Origin of the sequence: Candidatus Parakkermansia intestinigallinarum (genome assembly GCF_944389695.1) — a bacterium.
Taxonomy (GTDB): domain Bacteria; phylum Verrucomicrobiota; class Verrucomicrobiia; order Verrucomicrobiales; family Akkermansiaceae; genus Akkermansia; species Akkermansia intestinigallinarum.
On record NZ_CALXNG010000024.1, the window covers coordinates 1 to 19149 of the forward strand.

The window sequence follows — 19149 nt, forward strand, 5'->3', positions numbered from 1 at the left end:
TCGCGGGCGAAGGGGCGAGGACATGCACCGCATGTCCTCGCCCACGACAACCTCCGCTTGTCGTGGCTTCGATTCCCTACGTCTGATAAAAAAGGGCACCCTTCTTGTGAAGGGTGCCCTTTTTTTCGAGGGTGAGCAGTGGGGATCCCCCTCCGGGGCCGCCCCCTTCGGTCTGCTCCGCAGACTGCCCCGCGAGAGGTGTCTCGCGGGCGAAGGGGCGAGGACATGCACCGCATGTCCTCGCCCACGACAACCTCCGCTTGTCGTGGCTTCGATTCCCCACGTCTGATAAAAAAGGGCACCCTTCTTGTGAAGGGTGCCCTTTTTTTCGAGGGTGAGCAGTGGGGATCGAACCCACGACAACCGGAACCACAATCCGGGGCTCTACCACTGAGCTATGCTCACCATCTGTGCAGGATGACTGCGGGCGCATTATACAGATTGGAAGGGGGGATGGCAAGCAATTTGTCGCGTTTTCGCTCTTTTTCGGGCGCGGTGTCCGTACTTTTTCGCCGCTGTTCGCCGACGCAGTGCCCGATGTTGCCCCGCGGCAGGGGCGATGGGGTTCAGAGGAGGGTGCCTTCGGTGACGCCGATGCGGTCGAGGACGTCGAGTTGGTCGAAAATTTGCTCGGCGCTCAGTTCGCCGTTGAGGCGGCGGCGGTAGAGGTCGATGAGTCTCGCGGTTTGCGCGGGGTTTTCATCGAGGAGTTCGATGCGGTAGCGGCTCAGTCCGAGGCGCATGAGCTTCGGGGTGTGGCGGGCTGCCGTCTGCGCTTTGCCGTTGAAGAGGGTGTTGCGGCAGCCTTCGTCGCTGATGAGGCGGTGCATGGCGCGGGTGCGATCCATGATGCGTACGCGGTGGTGTTCGCAGGGCCGTCCGCAGTCTTTGAAGTTGTGTCCCTGCGATAGGAAGGTGCAGAAGACGCAGTGCTCGGTGTGGAAGAGCGGCATGTGCTGGTGCAGGGTCAGTTCGAGCTCGGGGCCGCAGCCGGCTTGCAGGAAGTCGATGAGTTGGCGGGCGTTGAGGTCGTAGGAGACGGTGCAGTGTTGCAGGCCGAATTCGCGCCAGAAGAGCAGGCTTTCGGGGTTGGCGGTGTTGAGGGAGAAGTCGCCGATGAGGGGCAGGCGGGTGTGTTCGCGGAACCAGAGGGCGGCGCCGAGGTTGCGCACGAGGATGCCGTCGGGCTCGGCTGCCGTCAGGTATTTGAAGTAGCCGGCTTCGTGCGGTTTCATGATGCGCAGGGTGGCGGGCCAGAAGCTGCAGGAGGCGTCGGTTTGGCGCAGGCGGTGTGCGGTTTCGGGGAGGTCGCGCAGGTTGCTCAGGTCGAGGTAGAGGCGTTTGATTCCCTGTTCGATGGCGGCAAGGGCCTGTTTTTCGCTGCGGCAGAGGACGCTGAGTTCGTACGAGGTTGCGGGGGTCGGGGCGGCAAAGCTGCGGCTTCGGTCGACGCGCGGGGCGGGGGGGCGGGTCGCAGGTGTTTCGGCCGAGCTCGCGGCGCTTGGGTTGGCCGAGTGGCTCCGGTCGTCGGCTGCGTCGAGGGCGGCGACGAGGTCGCGCCGCAGGCGGTTGATTTCGCTGAGCGGGGCGATGAGGCCGTCGTCCAGTTCGACTTGCAGTTCGCGGAGGCGGTAGCCGGTGCCGCCGAGGCGACCGAGTTGGGTGCGCAGGATGTCGACGGTCAGGGGGCGCTTTTCGGCTCTCTCCAGCGGGAGTTGGCCGGTGATGTGCAGGCCGCGGCAGTGGAGTTCGAGGGGGGTGCCGAGGCGGCCGCTGACGCGGATATCGAGGTCCTGCGCGGGGGCGGCGGCGCTGCGGCTTTCAAAGTTGCTCCAGCTGGCGCGCAGTTGTTTGTCGAGGGCGGGGTCATCGGTTTTCCAGAGCAGATGGCCGGGGCGCACGCGGTTCCAGTTGATGCGGCTGCCTTTTCCGTGGAAGTGGAGGCGCGTGCCGCGGATGCTCCAGATGCGCCCTCCCTGCTCTTCGTTGCGGTCTTGGCCGGCGTCGATGACGAAGCCGTCGCCGGGGGCGAGGGGGATGGTCGGCAGGTGGTCGAGCTCGACCCAGCCTTCGCCGCAGCGGATGATGCGGCCGACGTAGGCGCCGCGCTTTTTGCCGAAGCGTCCGTGGGTGAGGCGCGGGTGGTCCGTGCCGTCGAGCCAGCCGGCGGAGAAGCCGCGCGAGAAGGCCATTTGCATGGCGTAGAGGTCTTCTTTCTGCTGTTCGGCGGGGGGGAGTTGGCCGACGAGGGCGGCGTCGAGGGCTCGGCGGTAGGCGCGGGTGGTGGCGGCGACGTATTCGGGGCTTTTGAGGCGCCCTTCGATTTTGAAGCTGCGCACGCCGGCGGCGAGCATCTGCGGGACGCGCTCGAGCGCACAGAGGTCTTGCGGGGAGAAGAGGTAGCGGCGCTCGCCGAGGTCGCGCAGGCGGCCGTCGACTTCGAGGCGGTAGGGCATGCGGCAGGCTTGGGCGCACTCGCCTCGGTTGGCGCTGCGGCGGCCGAGGCTTTCGCTGGTGAGGCACTGGCCGGAGTAGGCGACGCAGAGGGCGCCGTGGCAGAAGACTTCGATGGGTTTGCTCGTTGCCTTGGCGCAGGCGGCGATGTCGTCGATGGAGAGTTCGCGAGCGAGGACGATTTGCTGCGGGTCGAGTAGCTCGTCAACGAGGCGCACGCCTTCGGGCGAGGTGACGGTCATTTGGGTGCTGATGTGCAGCTCGAGTTTCCAGCGGCCTTCGCGGCGGTAGCGGCTGATGAGGCGCGCGAGGCCCATGTCTTGCACGATGACGCCGTCGACGCCGGCTCGGTCGAGCTCGTCGATGTAGTCGAGCGCGTCGTTCATCTCATCGGTGAAGATGAGGACGTTCATGGTGACGTAGGCGCGCACGCCGTGTGCATGCAGGTAGGGTATGAGGGCGGCGAGGTCGCTGCGGGTGAAGTTGTCTGCCCGCATGCGGGCGTTGAAGCGGTCGAGGCCGAAGTAGACAGCCTGCGCTCCGTTGGCGACGGCCGCGCGGACGCAGTCGCGGTTGCCGGCGGGCGCGAGGATTTCGGGGGAGGCGGGAATCATGGCTGCCTGATGGGGGCGCATCGCTCTAGCCCCGGCGGGAATCGAACCCACATCTGCCCTTTAGGAGAGGGCCGTTCTATCCATTGAACTACAGGGCCGCGTTTGCGTGCGCCTATTGAACACCATCGGCAGGCAAATGGCAAGCAAAAAGAGCCGCGAGCTGCGGCTTCGGGTTTCTTCGCGTCGGGAGGGGCACGGGGTGCGGTTTTCGCCGGGCAGAGGGGCGGGATGCAAAGAACCGGCTGCCCTGTGCGGACAGCCGGTTGCGAGGGGTGGCCCGATGCGCCGGGCTTGTTTGGAGGTTGCCTCAGCGAGCCAGCGGCATGATATCCATGATCGGCTCTTTGTCTTTGGCGGGCGGAATGTTGGCGGGTTTCTCCACGCGCTCGATGAGCGTGACGGGACGCACGGGGTATTTGCAGGAATCGCCGTTGACGTAGTAGTGGTCAATGCGGATGCGTACGGCGTCGCCCGGCTTCAGTTCGGAGATCAGCTTGCGCACGCTTTCGTCCTGCCCGGGTTCGTCGTGCAGCATGTCGACGTAGACGACGCTGCCGGGCTCGGACTTGTCATCGCCGTACTGGCCCGGGTGCTCGTAGTTCTCGTTGACTACGACGCGGAAGGTGGCGAGTTTCTTGGCGTGATTGCAGCGATCGGGGCAGAGCGACGTGAGATGTCGGCAGGGGCGATCGACCGTTTTTTCGTAGACGGCGACGACGGTGTTGGTGGCGAGGAGGTCAGAGTGCTCGGGAAGAGGAGCAGCCATGACGATCTGGGGGGCGAATAAACCGGCGAGTGTAAGGATGATTTTGTTCATGGTACTTACATAGACGGCAGGCCCGCGCAACTTGTCACCCTCATGTGAAGATTTTTTGATTTTGGGTTTGTTTTCGCTCCGGCGGCTTCGACGACGCGGGGCTGAGCCCGGCGCTGAGGCGGATGTGGCGGATGTGGCGGTTGACGGATGTGACGGGTCGGCGGATGTGGCGGCGACGAGCTCGGGCAGAGGGGGTCGGCGCGGGGAGTTCGCGAGCCCCGAAGCCCTGATTTCACTGCATTTTCGGCTGAGGGAGGCTGCTCTTTGCCCTGTCTCCGGCGGGGAGCTGTTGCTCAGCTTTCGTGCGCGAGGCAGGCTCTCAGTTCGGGCAGGAGTTCGCGATCGGCCGGCAGCCAGTCGAGTTTTTCCAGGTCGTCTACGCCGACCCACAAGGCGGCTTCGTGTTCCTCCAGGGTCAGCCGGCCGCCTGCCATCTCGCAGAGGTAGCAGTGCATGCGAAGGTGAAAGGTCGGGTAGTCGTACTCGATGGTGCGCAGCAGGCGGCCGACGTGTATGTGCAGGCAGAGTTCTTCGCGGATTTCGCGCACCAGTGCCTGCGACGGCGATTCCCCGGGCTCGGTCTTTCCGCCGGGGAACTCCCAGCTCCCGCGCCATTCACCGTAGCCGCGCTGTGTCGCCAAGACGCGGTTGCCGACTCTGATGACGGCTGCTACAACGTCGATGGTTTTCATCGCGGGTTATCGTAGCAGAGGGCGGTGGAGCTGTCCAGACTGATGTCGGGTCTGAGAGCTTCCGCCACGGAGCGACGGGGCCGGGGAAACGGCGGATTTCCGAGGATGAGTTCAATGGCGCTCGATAGAGGCGTCTTTTCACGACTGTCGGTGCGATCCCCTGCTCTGTCGGGACGCAGGCGTGCCGGACGTTTTCGGGCTGCGGGATGGAGAGAATTTGTCATAACTGATTTGACAGGCAGGAAGCCGCATGCTATAACTCACTTGTCCGGCCGACGCAGCGCGAGGCGGGAGCAGGTTTTCCGCGCCTCGGAAAGGGGATGCCAACACCAAACGAAAAGAATGAACATGAACAGCAAGGATTTCTTCGGTAGAGGAGGACGCCTCCGGGCTCTGCTCGCGCTCTTTCCTCTGTTTGCCGCTTCGGCTTATGCCCTGCCCGAGGCTCTCGTCTCGGCGCACGCAGTGGCCTGCCGGCCGCTCGGCGTCCATGGCGAACACGGCGAACAATTCAATGGGCTCGCTGCGGGCGTTGCCGAGGCATCTCCGTGCAGCTGCGAACTGACTCCGGGCGTGGTGCTGGAGCTTCGCAGCATCCGCCTTCACAGTTGTTTGGGGCCGGAGCACCCGAAGGGTGTTCAGGATGCCTTTGGCTTCTGCGTCGAGCTGGCTGTGGTGAACCACACGAATCGTGACGTCACGATGACGACTGAGAGTTCGATGGTGAGGCCTTTCACACTTGCGACATGCCGTTTGCTGTGCGCCGGTAACGGTGCCGAGCTGTCTCCCGAGCCATATCCTCTCGAGGGCAACTCCGGGCAATACTCCTGCCGCATCGCCCCCGGTGCTTGTCATGGGGGCGAGGTCTACAGCCCGGACTATCGCTTGGCCGAGCTCGATGACCGCTTCGTTTTCGAAGTTTCCGGCACGCTGGCGATTGACGCCTCGGCTCGTCCGTACCGTCTCAGGGTTCCCGTTTGTCCGAGCGAGCTGCTGCGCAGCGCGGAGACGCTGTGTGCGGCTGTGCGCGGCGGTATGTGCGGTGCCTGTCGGGGAGGGGATACCGATACCTTGCGGGTCTGTCTGGCCGCCGGGGCAGACGTCCGCGGCTGCGTCGACGCGCAAGGGCGTTCTCTGCTGCATCTGGCGGCGGAAGAGAGGGGTGCGGAGATGGCGGAGATGCTGCTGGCCGCCGGTGCCGATGCCGATGCGAGGGACGGCCGGGGATACACGCCGCTGCACACGGCGGCGGAATATGATGCGGCTGAGGTGGTGCGCCTGCTGGCGGGGGCCGGGGCGGAGCTTTCCGCTTGCACGCCGGATCATTTCTTCACCCCGCTGCACATTGCCGCTTGGCTCGGGAATGCTGAGGCGGTGCGGGCGCTGCTGGCGGCGGGAGCCCCGGTCAATGCCTGCCGAGAGGAGGGGGGACGCGGTTCCGCGACGCCGCTGCATTTGGCGGCGGCTTGGGGGCATGCGGATATTGTCGCGCTGCTGCTGGACGCGGGGGCGGATGCCCGCGCGCGGGTGCTCTTCGGTTCTGAGCGGCTGACGCCCTTGGACTGTGCCCGCCGCTCAGGGCGAGACGGGTGCAGGGACTGCGAGCGGCTGCTGCGTGACGCAGGAGCCGAGGAGGACGGGAGCGGGACGGACGGGAGCAAGACGGAGTAGTCCGCGATGACGGCGGCTTTCCCCGCCCCTCCTACGTGTTTCCTCAGGCTCTGACTCGGGGCGGAAGCGGAGCCTCAAAGAGGCTCAAGCGAAGGCGGGCTTACAGGCCCAGCATTTTTCCGGCTCCCAGAGCCTCTTTTTCAAATTTGCTGCAATCTTGTTTGGCTTCCAGCTTCTTGACTGCGTCAGAGGCGTCGGACTTCAGATCATCAAGGTCGCCCGGGATGGTTACCGCGCTCATCGCGGAGTCGCCGGTTCCCTTATTTTGCTGCATTTTCAGCAAGTAAAGGACGACTTGACAGGAGGCGCTTCCTCGCTCGCTGCCGAAGACAATCCAGTCTACCATGAGTTGCGTCATCTCCGCCTCTTTCGCACCGCCATCCGCACGTGAAGCCTGCATCAACGCGGGCATCAGCTCGGCAAGAAAGGCCTCGATGTCAGCGACTTCGCCGGCCTCGGCTTTGACGGCGAGTTCTTTGAGCGCCGCGGCCTTGTTTTGTTCGATGTAGTTGCTCAGAACCTTTTCGGTGTCTTCCTTCAGAGCAGAGGGTGCCGAGTTGCCGCAGGAGCAGAGCAAAACGGCGGGGCATGCCAGCATCAGGATGAGTTTTTTCATGTATGTGTGTGTGTTTCGTTGTTGTAGAGAGAGCTTTCTCAACAGACTTGAACATCAGAGAGAAAAGACGATGTCAACCTATCTATCATATTCTGCACGCGCCGTCAAGAATGAATCTTCGCGCTCCCGTTTTCCTTTAGCGTTGACAGGCTCAGCCGGGGCTGATAGGATGCTCGCGTGGCTCGGCCACTGACAGATGTTGTTGCGAAGTCCCCTGCTTTTGCCGGGGAGCTGGCGAGGCTGCGCCTCGGCCGCACGCGGGAGGAGCCTCTTGTGTTTGATCGCTGCTGCCCGGCAGCTTTTTCGTTTATTGTGGCTCTCGTTGCTCAGCAGGCTTGCAGCGGGGGGCGCGGTACACCCGACGGCGGGGAGCCCCGCCGCATTTGGGTGGTGGCTGATGCGCTGCCCGTGCAGGAGCGCATTGCCGCAGAGCTGCCGCTCTGGCAGGCGCCGGAGAGCGTGCTGGTTCCGGAGCGCGAGGTGCATATCAACAACGGCATCAGTGATCCGGATCTCGCGGCGGAGCGCCTCGAGGCGCTTCGCAGTATCTCCGGGGCGCCGAGTCGCGTGCAGATTGCGATTGTGACGGCGGCCGGTCTGCGCCAGACGGCTCCTTCTTTTGCGGGGGATAGTCAGGATGCTCTGAGTCTTCGCCTCGGTCAGGAGTTCGCGCCGCAGGAGCTCGCGGCGCGTCTTTCGGCCCACGGGTTTGAGCGTGTCGAGCAGGTGACGGCGCGCGGCCGGTGGAGTCTGCGCGGCGGTATTCTCGATGTTTTTCCGCTTCAGAGTCCCTGGCCGCTCCGCTTGGAGTTTTTCGGTGATGAGGTGGAGAGTATCCGCGCTTTCGATGTCGATTCGCAGCTGTCGTTCCGCAAGCTGGAGGGTGCTGATCTCGTGCTGGATGAGCCGCCCGCCGACCGCGAGCTGCATGAGTGGATCCGCCCGGATGACTGGGTTGTGAGCTTGCCGGGCAGCGGTTTTCCGGGGGATGTGCTGGTGTGGGAGACGCCGCCGGATCTCGAGCTGAGCGTCGCGGATCTCAGCTCTCCCGATGTGCTCGATCGCCTGGATGAGCATTGCAGCCGCCGCAGCGAGACGGCTTTCTTCGGCAGTCCTCTGGGGAGTTTCGAGACGGGGGATTTCGTCATGCAGGAGACGCGCCGCGAGCTTGCCCGCAGGAGTTTGGAGGCTTGGCGGCGGGAGAAGTGGCGCATCGTGATGTTTTTCCCGCACGAGGGCGAGAAGCAGCGATTTGAGGAAATCTGCGGGCAGGATGAGGTGTGGAGTGCCGTGCAGAGCCGCGACGGTGATCTGCCCTTCGGGTTTACGGTTCCCGGGGCGAGGCTGGCGGTGCTCTCGGCTGCTGAGATTTTCGGCCGCTATTCTTCGCCGCGCACGCGTCGGCAGGCCGAGCGGGACGAGAGGTTGCGCCGCGAGCGGGCGCAGGCACCGCTGCGCGAGATCAATCCGGGAGATCTGGTGATTCACGCCTCGCACGGTTTGGGGCGCTTTGAGGGTGTGGTGCGCGATGAGAAGAGCGGCGAGGAGGAGCTGCATATTCAGTATGCGGGCGGGGTGCTGCTGCGCATTCCGCTGACGCAGAGTCACCTTATTTCCAAATACGTCGGCCTCGGTGCCAAGACGCCCGAGCTGAGCAAGCTGGGGGACTCGCGGTGGAAGCGGGCCTGTCAGGCGGCCGAGAAGGCGGTTGCGGATTACGCGGCTCAGCTGTTGGAGATTCAGGCGGAGCGCGAGAGCAAGCCCGGCTACGCTCACCCGCCCGATTCGTCGTGGATGTGGCAGTTTGAGTCGAGTTTTCCTTATCGCGAGACACCGGATCAGCTGCGGGCGATTCAACAGACGAAGGCGGATATGGAGTCGCCGCGCCCCATGGATCGCCTCATCTGCGGGGATGTGGGCTTCGGCAAGACGGAGGTGGCTATCCGCGCGGCTTTCAAGTGCGTGACGGGCGGCAAGCAGGCGGCGATTCTGGCGCCCACGACGGTGCTGGCGGATCAGCACTGGCGCACGTTCCGCTCGCGTATGAGTGAGTATCCGATTCGCATCGAGCTGCTGAGTCGCTTTACGCCGCCGAAGAAGGCCAAGGAGGTGATCGAGGGGCTCAAGAGCGGCGAGGTGGATCTCGTGATCGGCACGCACCGCCTTATTTCGAAGGATGTCTCGTTCAAGAATCTCGGCCTTGTTGTTATTGATGAGGAGCAGCGTTTCGGCGTGCGCCACAAGGAGCAGTTCAAGCGCAATTTCCGCATGGTGGATATGCTGACGCTCTCGGCTACGCCCATTCCGCGCACGCTTTACGTCGCGCTGATGGGTGCGCGCGATATGAGCACGATCGAGACGGCTCCGCTCAATCGCCTGCCGGTGCAGACGGCGGTTTGCCCCTACAACGAGGAGCTGATTGCGCGCGCGATTGAGCGCGAGCTCGCGCGCGGCGGTCAGGTTTTCTTTCTGCACAATCGCGTGCAGAGTATCCGCCGCATGGAGGCCGAGCTGCACCGCCTCGTGCCGCAGGCTCGCATCGTGGTCGGCCACGGGCAGATGGACAAAGGAGAGCTGGAGCTCATCATGCGCGACTTCATCGACGGCAAGGCGGACATTCTGCTGGCCACGTCGATTATCGAGAGCGGCATCGACATTCCGAACGCCAACACGATCATCATCGACCGCGCCGATCGCTTCGGGCTCGCCGATCTCTACCAGCTGCGCGGGCGCGTGGGCCGCGGCGGGCACCGCGCCTACGCCTACCTGCTGCTGCCGCGCGAGGCTCTCTGCACGGGTGACGCCCGCAAGCGCGTTGCCGCCATCCGCCAGTATACGGAGCTGGGCAGCGGGTTCAAAATTGCCATGCGCGACCTCGAGATCCGCGGCGCGGGCAATTTGCTGGGGACGCAGCAGAGCGGGCACATCGCCGCCATCGGCTTCGAGCTGTACTGCCAGCTGCTCAGGCAGTCTGTCGAGCGGCTCAGCGGCAAGGCGCCCGACATCCGCGCCGATGCCGTCGTGAAGGCCGACTTCCTCAGCCTGAGCGAGGCGGCTATGTCGACGCGACCCGATGCCGACAAGCTTATCGGGGCCTACCTGCCGGAGGCTTACGTTGAGTCGACGCGCACGCGCATGAGCTGTTACAGCCGGTTGGCCAAGGTCTGCTCGCTCGATGAGACCGACGATCTGGAGCGGCAGTGGATTGACCGCTTCGGCCCGCTGCCGCGCGAGGCCCGCAACCTTCTGACCGTCCACAAAATACGCCTCGTCGCCTCGCGCCGCAACATCTCGATGGTCGAAATCAGCGGCCAAAAACTGCTGCTCACCCGCAACAAGCAGTACATCATGGAGAACAAGAAATTCCCCCGCCTGAGCAAAGTGAAGCCCGAGGAGAAACTCGGCGAGACGCTGCGGCTTCTGCTCGCTCTCTGATTTCTCTTAGGTCTTGCCGGTTTTTTCATATCTTTCATCTCGATGCCCGCTGATACACACCTCCGACCTTTTGAAGAGAAGGACGCAGCTGCCCTGACCCGCCTCCTCAATAACCCGGCCGTCTATCGTTACCTCTCCGCTCGCCTGCCCATTCCCTACACCGAGGCCGAGGCGCAGGACTTCATCGCCCGCTGCCGGCGCGGGGAGCGCCACGAACGCGCCATCATCGTCAACGGTGAAACGGCGGGCGGCATCGGCTGTGCTCTGCCCGAGGCCGATGAGGCCGTCTACGAGCTGAGCTACTGGCTCGGCGAGTCCTTCTGGCGGCAGGGCATCATGACGCGAGCCCTGCAACTCTTTCTGGCGGAGCTCCGGCTTCTGCTGCCCCGCGGCAGCGTTCTGCGCGCCAAAGTCTTTGCTCCTCACGTCGTCTCGCAGCGCATTCTGCTTCATGCCGGCTTCAAGCAGTTGCCGGGCTTTGAGCTCAAACCGATGCGCGACGGTCTGCCGCACGTTACCTACGTCTATGACCTCCCCGTCGGGCAGGCCGAAGCGTCGGCATGACGCAGGCAGGAGCTTTCCGGGCGGCTTTTTCGTTTGCCAAAGAGCGGCGGACAGAGTAGAATGGCGCGCGTGAGACTCTCCTCCCTCCGAATCTTTGCCCTCAAGCTCGGCATTTTCTCCACGGTTCTTCTCTACCTTGCCATAGACCTCTGGTTCTGGCACGGCCCGGTCTGGAGTTATATTCACAGCGGCGCTGCCGAGAAGGACACGAGCAAGTTGGCGGCGACGGTCTACGGCGAGGATCTCAGCAAGGAGCAGTTCTCGCGCCTGCGCCGCGAGATGGTCTGGCAGCGGGGGCTCGACGGCGAGGAGGAGGGGGCTCTTGATCCCGATACTTGCCTCATGGAGCTCATAAACCGCAGCATGCTGCGCATCGCCACGCGCTACAATGACAAAAACCTTCCGCTCTGCCGCGAGGAGGCGGAGGCGGAGGTCGCCGGGCTCGCCTCTCGAGCCGACAGCGATGAGGCCTTTGACGCTCAACTTCGCTCGCAGGGTTATACGCGCAAGAGTTTCACGGACAAGGTGCAGGCGCGGATGCGCTCCCGTGCCCTGCTCGAACGGGCCGTCGCCGAGCACTGCGACGTGAGCGATGAAGCCGTTGCCCTGCACTATGAGCTTATTCGCGACTCGCTCCGCATCCCGGAGAGGCGCATGCTGCACCACATTTTCTTCGCCTTTGACGGCAAGGACGCCGCCGACGTTCAGGCGCGCGCGGAGGAGGCGCTTCGGGCTCTGGAAGCCGGGGCCGACTTTGAAAGCCTCGCCCGCGAGCGGAGCGAAGATGAGCGGAGTGCGCCTCAAGGCGGTGCGCTCGGTATGATTCCCGACAGCCCGGAGCGACTGCTGCCCGAGCTGCCGCTCTTCGGCGCAGAGGCCATTCCCGCCGGCAAGCCGACGCCGGCACAGAGCCGCTGGGGCTGGCATATTCTGCTGGCCGGCCCGGTCGAAGCCGCGCGCACGCCCACGCTCGAGGAGTGCCGCGAGAGCCTGCGCAGCGCCATCCGCAGCGCACAGCGCGAGATCGCCGTCGGCCGATATTTCGACACGCTCTTTGACGAAGCCCTGCAAAAGAAACGCATTCGCATTTATGCCCACTGACACCATCACCGTTCACCGCCGGGAGCGAGGTTTGCGCGGCAGCCTCGTCGTGCCGGGAGACAAGAGCATTTCTCATCGCGTTGCCATTCTCGGCGCTCTTGCCGAGGGCAGCATGAAAGTGCGGAACTACCTCTGCAGTGAGGACTGCCTCAACACGCTGCGCGCCATGCAGCAGCTCGGTGCCGTGGTCACCCCGGGCGAGAGCCCGGCCGACTTCACGCTCACCGGCACCGGCATGGCGCCGCGCGCGCCTCAGCAGGACATCGACTGCGGCAACTCCGGCACGGGCATGCGGCTCATGGCCGGCGTGCTCGCCGCTCTGCCCTTCCGCAGTCGCCTCTTCGGCGATGACTCGCTCTGCCGTCGCCCGATGAAGCGCATCATCGACCCGCTGAGTCTGATGGGGGCGGATATCCGCGCCTGCGGGCAGAAGCCCGGCTGCGCTCCGCTGGAAATCAACGGGCGAGAGCTTCACGCCATCCGCTATGAGCTTCCCATGGCCAGCGCTCAGGTGAAGAGTGCGGTTCTGCTGGCCGGCATGCTCACCCGCGGCCGCAGCCGGGTGCACCAGCCGGCCGTCACGCGCGACCATACCGAGCGCCTCTTCGCGCATTTCGGCATCCCCTGCGAGGTCTCCGCCGACGGGCTCGACATCTCCGTCGAAGGCCCCGTCGCCATCCGCGCACGGGACATCACCATCCCGGCCGATATTTCGAGCGCGGCTTTCTGGATGGTTGCCGCCACCGTCATTCCCGGCAGCGAACTGGTGCTGCACCGCGTCGGCCTCAATCCTACGCGCGACGCCATCATCACCGTGCTGCGGCGCATGGGGGCCGACATCAGCATCAGCCATCGCCACGACGAAGGAGAACCCTACGGCGACCTCACCGTGCGCAGCGCCCCGGCCCTGCACGGCACCGACCTGCTTCCCGAGGAGATACCCAACCTCATCGACGAAATCCCCGTGCTGGCCGTCGCCGCGGCCTTTGCCAAGGGGCGCACGAGCATCCGCAATGCGGCGGAGCTCCGCGTCAAGGAGAGCGACCGCGTCGCCACGACTGCCTGCAACCTACGCGCCATGGGGGCACAGGTCGAGGAGTTCGATGACGGCATGGTCATCAGCGGCGGCCAAGCGCTGCAAGGCTGCACGCTCGAGAGCTACGACGACCACCGCATCGCCATGAGCTTCCTCATCGCCGGCCTCGCGGCCGAAGGCGAGACCACCCTGCTGCATTGCCGCAACATCAACACCTCGTACCCCGGCTTTGAAGACCACCTGCGGCAGCTGACCCGCTGAAGCGGCCTCGGCGCCCCGCGCTGAGCCGCGCAGCGGCCGGAGTGAGCCTCTCTGCTCCGGCCTCCTCCGACACCTCCGACACCTCCACCGCATCCTCCGCCGCCTCCACCTCCTCCGCCTCCTCCGATAACTCTGACAACCCTCTCACTGCCGACATCAAGGCCCCACTCGCCGCAGCGCCCCGCTCGCCTACACTCCCGCCATGCCACGCATCACCGAAGAATGTGTCGCCCGCATCAAAAACTCGGCAGATATTGTCGAGGTTGTCGGTCGCTACATCCAACTGCGCCGCGCCGGCACGGCATGGAAGGCCTGCTGCCCCTTCCACAGTGAAAAGACGCCCTCCTTCAGCGTCAACCCCGCTCGGCAAAGCTTCCACTGCTTCGGCTGCGGCGTCGGCGGCGACGCCGTGAAGTTCGTCATGATGTTTGAGAACCTCGACTACCCGACGGCACTGCGCCGTCTGGCGGACATCGCAGGCGTCGCCGTCATCGAGGAAGACGAGAACCCGGAGCAGGCGCGGCGCCGTCGCCGTCGCGGGCGCATCATCCGCGCCAACCAACTGGCGGCGGACTACTACCACCGCCAACTCTGCCGCAACCGCGCCGCCGACGGCGCACGCGCATATCTCACAGGGCGCGGATTCAACATCTCCATCGCCAAGGCTTGGAAGCTCGGCTGGGCACCGCCCGACTTCCGCCCCCTCGCCGAGCTTGCCCACCGCGACGGGCTCGACGACGGCAGCCTGAGCGACGCCTACCTGCTGGCGCGCGGCAGAAACGGCCTCTACCCGGTCTTTCGCGACCGCCTCATGTTCCCCATCGAGAACCTGCGCGGTGAAATCGTCGGCTTCTCCGGGCGCGTGCTCGAAGGCGACAGCGACCCGCGCAAATACGTCAACACCGCGGAAACGGAAGCCTTCCGCAAAGGCGAGCTCCTCTTCGGGCTCAGCCGCGCCACGCGCGCCATCGGTAAAGCCGGCATGAGCGTCGTCATCTGCGAAGGCCAGCTCGACGTCATCGCCTGCCACGAAAAGGCGGACATCCGCAACGCCGTCGCCGGCCTCGGCACGGCCTTCACCGACGAGCACGCGGCCCTGCTGCGCAAGTACGCCGGCCGCGCCATTCTCTGCTACGACGGTGACAGCGCCGGCATCAAGGCCAGCGAAAAGACCTACCGCAAACTCGCCCAAGCCGGGCTGGAGGTACGGCAGGCCCTGCTGCCGCCCGGGGAAGATCCCGACTCCCTCATCCGCAACCAAGGCCCCGAAGCCCTGCGCCAAGCCATCGACGAGGCCCAACCCTACCTTCAGGCACGCCTCGCGCAAGAATTGCAAAACCTCGGCGACGACCCCATGGCCCGGGCGGCGCTCATCACGCGCATGGCCGACTTGGCGGCGGAAATCGCAGACTCCGTCAAGCGCGACGTCGCCGTGGTCGATCTCGCCAGCCGCCTCAACATCGGGCGCGACGAACTGCGAGGCAGCGTTGCAGACATCGCCAAAGCCAAGCGCAGCGCCGCCGAACGCGAACGCCGAAGAGCCCCGGCCCCGGCCTCGGCCGCCCCAGGCGACCAAGACCGCGAGGAAGAAAACCCGGAAAGCAGCATCGCGGACGAGCCCGTCGTCCCCATGCGCCTGCACCGCTCCGTTCGCAACCTCATCAGCCTCGCCATCGGCAATGCCGCCGCCCAGCAAGCGATGGTCGAGCGCATCGAAGAACTGCGGGAGCCCATCCGCGAACTGCCCGGCGGCATCATCCTGCAGCGCCTGCTCGAAGAGCTGCCCGAAGCCGGCAAGCCCGAAGCTTGGCAGGCCTTTCTCCGCAAACTCACGCCCGAGCAAGCAGCCGGGCTGCGAGACGTCCGCCCCGAGCCGCTGCGCCTCAGCGACCCCGAGGGCGCCGTGGAGCAGAGCTGCTCCTGCGCGGCGGCAGACACCGTGCGGGCGCAGATCGACACCGGGCTGAGCCTCATCCAAAGCGGCCGCCTCCCGCAGGACGAAGAGCTTGCCCTCATGGCTCGCGTCAACGAACTGCGCGATATGCTCAGCAGCGCAGGCCCTTGATACGGCAGGCAAAAAAATCGTCATAACGCAGCCCGGACTGGACATCGCATCCGAACTGTGGCATAGTTCTCGCGCACTGCTATGATGGATCAGATCCTCTCCTACCTGCACACAGCCGGCATCATCATTCTGGTGATTCTGCTCTTCAACGTCATGATTTTCGTGCACGAACTGGGGCACTTTCTGGCCGGCAAATGGCGCGGCGCCTACATCGACCGCTTCCAAATCTGGTTCGGCAAGCCCATCTACTCCGTGAAAAAGTGGGGTGTCACATGGGGGCTGGGGTGGATTCCCGCCGGCGGCTTTGTCTCCCTGCCGCAGATGGGAGACATGGAATCCATTGAAGGCAGCGCCGACGCCCCGCAAGATCTCAAACCCCTCAAGCCGCTCGATAAAATCATCATCGCCGCAGCCGGCCCCCTCTTCTCCCTGCTGCTGGCCTACGTCTTTGCCGTCATCGTCTGGAGCACGGGCAAACCCACGGTCGACGGGGGCGACTCGACCATCGGCTACGTGCTGCCCGATTCGCCCGCCGCGGCCGCAGGGCTTCAGCCGGGCGACCGCATCACGGCCGTCGACGGTCAGCCCGTCAATCACTGGATCGGGGACATGAACGGCGTCAGCGAGCTCATCGCGCTGGGAGAACACAGCACCGTCACCCTCGACATCGAGCGTCCGAATGCGGACGGCAGCACGGAAAAACACCAAATAGTCAGCGGCTTCACTCAAGAGGACAAGGGCTGGCTTCAGCGCAGCGGCATGCGAAAAATCGGCATCATGCCGGCGCAGCCCTCCATCATCGGCCCCATCTTCCCCGGTTCGCCCGCAGCCAAAGCCGGGCTTGAGAGCGGGCAGCGCATCACCGCCGTCAACGGTCAGCCCGTCTACAGCCCCATTGCCGTCATGAGCTGCGCCGAAAAGGGCGAGCCCCTGCAACTGGAGCTCACAAACAGCGACGGCAGCACCGCGCAGCGAGACATCACCCCGGCGCTCCCGGACAACTGGAAGGGCAAGGAAGGCGCCAAGCCCATCATGGGCTTCGGTTGGGTCAACCCCATCGAAGTCAGTCTGGAGCACCCGTCCCCGCAGCAGCAGGTCAATGACAGCCTCAAGCTCATGTACGACACCGTCGTCAAAATTGCCGCGCCCGACAGCAGCGTCGGTATGGAACACCTCAGCGGCCCCGTCGGCATCGGCACCCACCTCTACAACATGCTCACCCTGCCCGACGGCAGCGGCTGGCGCTGGGTCATCTGGTTTGCGGTCGTGCTCAACGTCAACCTCGCCGTCCTCAACATGTTGCCGCTGCCCATCGTCGACGGCGGACACGTCGTCATGGGATTCATCGAGATGGTGAGGCGCAAGCCGCTGCCCGAAAAAGCGCTCGCAGCCGTGCAAGGCTCCTTCCTCATCCTGCTGCTGGGCTTCTTCATCTTCGTCACCGTGCTGGACGTCGGCGACGCAGCCGGCGGCGGCAAGGACAGCTTGGAGCTGCCCCAACCCATCTTCCAACAGTAAAGCCCGAAGCACCGGGTACGGCCGACTCGGGGCTCCGGCTCGCATAGCGGAAAGCCGGAGCCGCCGCCGTGCTCCCACCCCGGGCTTGGCTTGCCGTCGCGCCGGACTCACTGCCGGGCTCACTCGCCGATGGCGCGCCAGAACGCCCGCACAGACTGCCCGGCGCCGCACTGCGGATTCACATAGCGCGAGCTCAGCAGCGACAGATCGCGGTGCCCCATCTCGACCTGCAAGGCCGGCAGGTTGCGAAAGTAAGCGGCATGATTGCTGGCAAAGGTATGCCGGAGCACATCCGCCCGCCATTCCGGCAGCCCGGCGGAGCGGCGCAGTGCCCCCCAGCGGCGCTCCCAATTGCGCGGAATCATCAGAGGCCCCCGCATCTGGAGCAGCTTGCGGGCCCCGCGCAGCGGCACCAAGCGCCCGCCACCCGTCTTGCTGCGCTCGGGGCGGACAATCACCTGATGCCCCTGCCAATCAATATCCGTTTCCGGATTCAGACGCCTCACTTCCGCCGGGCGGATCCCGCAGTAGAGCATCAGGTGCAGCGACAGACGCATCGGCGCATGCTCGGGGCGTGCTGCCGCCTCCAGCAGGCGATTCACCTCGGAGGTCGACAGGGGTCTGATTTCTCGCTCGCGAACGCGAGGCGACTCAATGCGATCCACGGGATTCGCATCACACCACTCACGGCGGAACCCGTAGGCGAACACACTGTGCAAAATCGCTCGCCCCTTGCGATACGCATGCATACTGCCGGCAAAAGCGCGCTCAAGCAACTCTCGGCACTCCTCCGCGCTCATGGCTCGCAGAGGCCGCTCCGCCACTCCTTCCACCCGCAGCATGCGACGCACGTATGTGCGCAAATCGCGCTGCGTCACCGCGCGGCGATCGCGCCGCGCCTCCACGCTCGCCCATGCCGCCTCCTCAAAGCTCACGGTCTTCTCCGCATGGCGCACAACCTCAAGCCCGGCTCGAAACACGCGCCTCATCAGAGCTATGAACTCATCGCCTCGGGTTTCTTCGCCGCCGGAAGACCAAAAGCCGGATGCCGTCAACTCCTCCTTAAACTCCAACATCATCCTCGCCGCCGCTTCCACCGTCACGGGAACGTCCTTCAGCAAGGCCTTCGCAATCATTGTCTTTCTCATGAATTCAGCTTTCTGTATGCTTCTGTCAAGCCCCAAGCTATATATTTTTGCAATTAAGGGCTCCTTGTCACATCGTACGCGTATCATACATCGGCGAGGCATGAAACAACGAGTGACTTTTCCGCTCTTGATAAAACTCATGTTATTCGTTGACGTTTAAGTGACGTTATACCCCTAAGCATACAGAATGCTGTACGCTCTGTCCCGTGACGTCCGAGAAGGAGGCGGCTCGGGCCAAGAGAGCAGCCTCCTCCCTTCCGGCTCTAGTGCGCACCTACCGAATCGGTTTAGCGCCACACAGACCGCGCCAGTCAACAAGACCGCATGAAAGCGCCGACTCCCTCTCGTCCCCTGCGAAGCTGAGCTTCCGGCACCCGGCTCTCAAAGCCGCCGCCCCCTCCCCCGCCACCCCATCACCGCAATATGACGAACCCGCACAATGACCTCGTCGTCCTGGGCAGCATCAACGACTCCCTGCTCAGCAACCTCACCCGCGAACTCCAGCTGGAGCGATACAGCCGGCACGTCCCCTTGAGGCTCTTCATCAGCTCACCCGGAGGGAGTACGGCCATGGCCCTGACCATGTCGCGCCTCCTGCTGAGCCTCTTTGAGCACATCGAAACCTACAACCTCGCCATCGTCGACTCGGCCGCCGTCTGCCTCTTCCTCATCGGCAGCAAGCGCAGCGCCTTCGCGGGCTCGCGCTTCTTTCTGCACCCGGCCACCCTTGCCTTCAACGAATCGCTCACCGAAACGCAGATACTGGAAAACCTCCGCCTCATCCGCTCCGACCGAGAGACCATGTTGCACTTCTACCGCGAGCGCACCCGACTCGACGAAGCCGCCATCAAGCAATGGTTTGACGTTCCGACCTCCCTGTCAGGCAGCGAAGCCCTCGCCCAAGGCTTGGCCACCGACCTCTGCGACAATATCCCCGATTTCGCCCCGCGCTATCTGAACTCCCGCGAAGAAGACAGAGCGCCCGTAGGCGCCGCCGGACCGCTCGAAGCGCCGCTCTAAACGCGAAGAGCCCCAGCGCCGCGGCACTCACAACATCCCCTCAATCCCGCCCGCCTCGGCAAGCAGCGCGCGCCAAGCTCTCTTTTATCTTGCCGAGCCGCATTCACCCGTGTAAGGTATCATCAAAGCTCGGGGAC

At 64.5% G+C, this 19149-nt stretch carries 13 protein-coding genes and 2 tRNA genes; 8 read left to right on the forward strand and 7 right to left on the reverse strand.

All coding sequences use genetic code 11. The features are described from left to right. Positions 1–333: 333 nt before the first annotated feature. The 5 genes from AC6UAL_RS07335 to AC6UAL_RS07355 all read right to left on the reverse strand — a co-directional run bounded on the left by AC6UAL_RS07335 (position 334) and on the right by AC6UAL_RS07355 (position 4577). Positions 334–405, reverse strand: a tRNA-His gene (locus AC6UAL_RS07335). 161 nt (positions 406–566) lie between these two features. Continuing rightward, the gene (locus AC6UAL_RS07340) at positions 567–3068 is read right to left on the reverse strand and encodes a U32 family peptidase (protein WP_500682726.1); all 2502 of its coding nucleotides are present in this window, start codon (positions 3066–3068) and stop codon (positions 567–569) included. Positions 3069–3094: 26 nt separating this feature from the next. After that, positions 3095–3166 (reverse strand) — tRNA-Arg (locus tag AC6UAL_RS07345). A 209-nt stretch (positions 3167–3375) separates the two neighbouring features. Beyond that, positions 3376–3885, reverse strand: coding sequence for a hypothetical protein (locus AC6UAL_RS07350; protein ID WP_500682727.1), 510 nt, complete (start codon positions 3883–3885; stop codon positions 3376–3378). Positions 3886–4178: 293 nt separating this feature from the next. Next, positions 4179–4577 carry a (deoxy)nucleoside triphosphate pyrophosphohydrolase gene (locus AC6UAL_RS07355; protein ID WP_500682728.1) on the reverse strand — a complete coding sequence of 133 codons (399 nt, stop codon included), beginning with the start codon at positions 4575–4577 and terminating at the stop codon, positions 4179–4181. 348 nt (positions 4578–4925) lie between these two features. On the opposite strand from AC6UAL_RS07355, the gene AC6UAL_RS07360 reads away from it, so the two are divergent. Then, a complete protein-coding gene (locus AC6UAL_RS07360; protein WP_500682729.1) occupies positions 4926–6248 on the forward strand; it encodes an ankyrin repeat domain-containing protein in 1323 nt (440 codons plus the stop codon). Positions 6249–6348: 100 nt separating this feature from the next. Here AC6UAL_RS07360 and AC6UAL_RS07365 read toward each other — a convergent pair whose 3' ends face one another. Next, positions 6349–6864 carry a hypothetical protein gene (locus AC6UAL_RS07365; protein ID WP_500682730.1) on the reverse strand — a complete coding sequence of 172 codons (516 nt, stop codon included), beginning with the start codon at positions 6862–6864 and terminating at the stop codon, positions 6349–6351. A 177-nt stretch (positions 6865–7041) separates the two neighbouring features. On the opposite strand from AC6UAL_RS07365, the gene mfd reads away from it, so the two are divergent. From mfd to rseP, 6 genes are all read left to right on the forward strand, one after another. Further along, a complete protein-coding gene (gene mfd, locus AC6UAL_RS07370) occupies positions 7042–10299 on the forward strand; it encodes a transcription-repair coupling factor (RefSeq protein WP_500682731.1) in 3258 nt (1085 codons plus the stop codon). A gap of 42 nt (positions 10300–10341) precedes the next feature. Continuing rightward, positions 10342–10863: a GNAT family N-acetyltransferase gene (locus AC6UAL_RS07375; RefSeq protein WP_500682732.1), complete on the forward strand. Its 522-nt coding sequence runs from the start codon at positions 10342–10344 to the stop codon at positions 10861–10863. 69 nt (positions 10864–10932) lie between these two features. After that, positions 10933–11964, forward strand: a complete 1032-nt coding sequence (locus AC6UAL_RS07380; protein WP_500682733.1) for a peptidylprolyl isomerase — start codon at positions 10933–10935, stop codon at positions 11962–11964. Further along, positions 11954–13261, forward strand: a complete 1308-nt coding sequence (aroA, locus tag AC6UAL_RS07385; RefSeq protein ID WP_500682734.1) for a 3-phosphoshikimate 1-carboxyvinyltransferase — start codon at positions 11954–11956, stop codon at positions 13259–13261. Before AC6UAL_RS07380 ends, aroA begins: the two co-directional genes overlap by 11 nt. Before the next feature lie 202 nt (positions 13262–13463). Continuing rightward, positions 13464–15326: a DNA primase gene (dnaG, locus tag AC6UAL_RS07390; RefSeq protein ID WP_500682735.1), complete on the forward strand. Its 1863-nt coding sequence runs from the start codon at positions 13464–13466 to the stop codon at positions 15324–15326. Between the two features lie 81 nt (positions 15327–15407). Then, positions 15408–16844 (forward strand): RIP metalloprotease RseP, encoded by a 1437-nt coding sequence (gene rseP / locus AC6UAL_RS07395; RefSeq protein ID WP_500682736.1) that lies wholly within the window; start codon positions 15408–15410, stop codon positions 16842–16844. 119 nt (positions 16845–16963) lie between these two features. Here rseP and AC6UAL_RS07400 read toward each other — a convergent pair whose 3' ends face one another. Next, positions 16964–17992 carry a tyrosine-type recombinase/integrase gene (locus AC6UAL_RS07400; RefSeq protein ID WP_500682737.1) on the reverse strand — a complete coding sequence of 343 codons (1029 nt, stop codon included), beginning with the start codon at positions 17990–17992 and terminating at the stop codon, positions 16964–16966. Positions 17993–18415: 423 nt separating this feature from the next. On the opposite strand from AC6UAL_RS07400, the gene AC6UAL_RS07405 reads away from it, so the two are divergent. Continuing rightward, positions 18416–19012 (forward strand): ATP-dependent Clp protease proteolytic subunit, encoded by a 597-nt coding sequence (locus tag AC6UAL_RS07405; RefSeq protein ID WP_500682738.1) that lies wholly within the window; start codon positions 18416–18418, stop codon positions 19010–19012. Positions 19013–19149 lie beyond the last annotated feature (137 nt).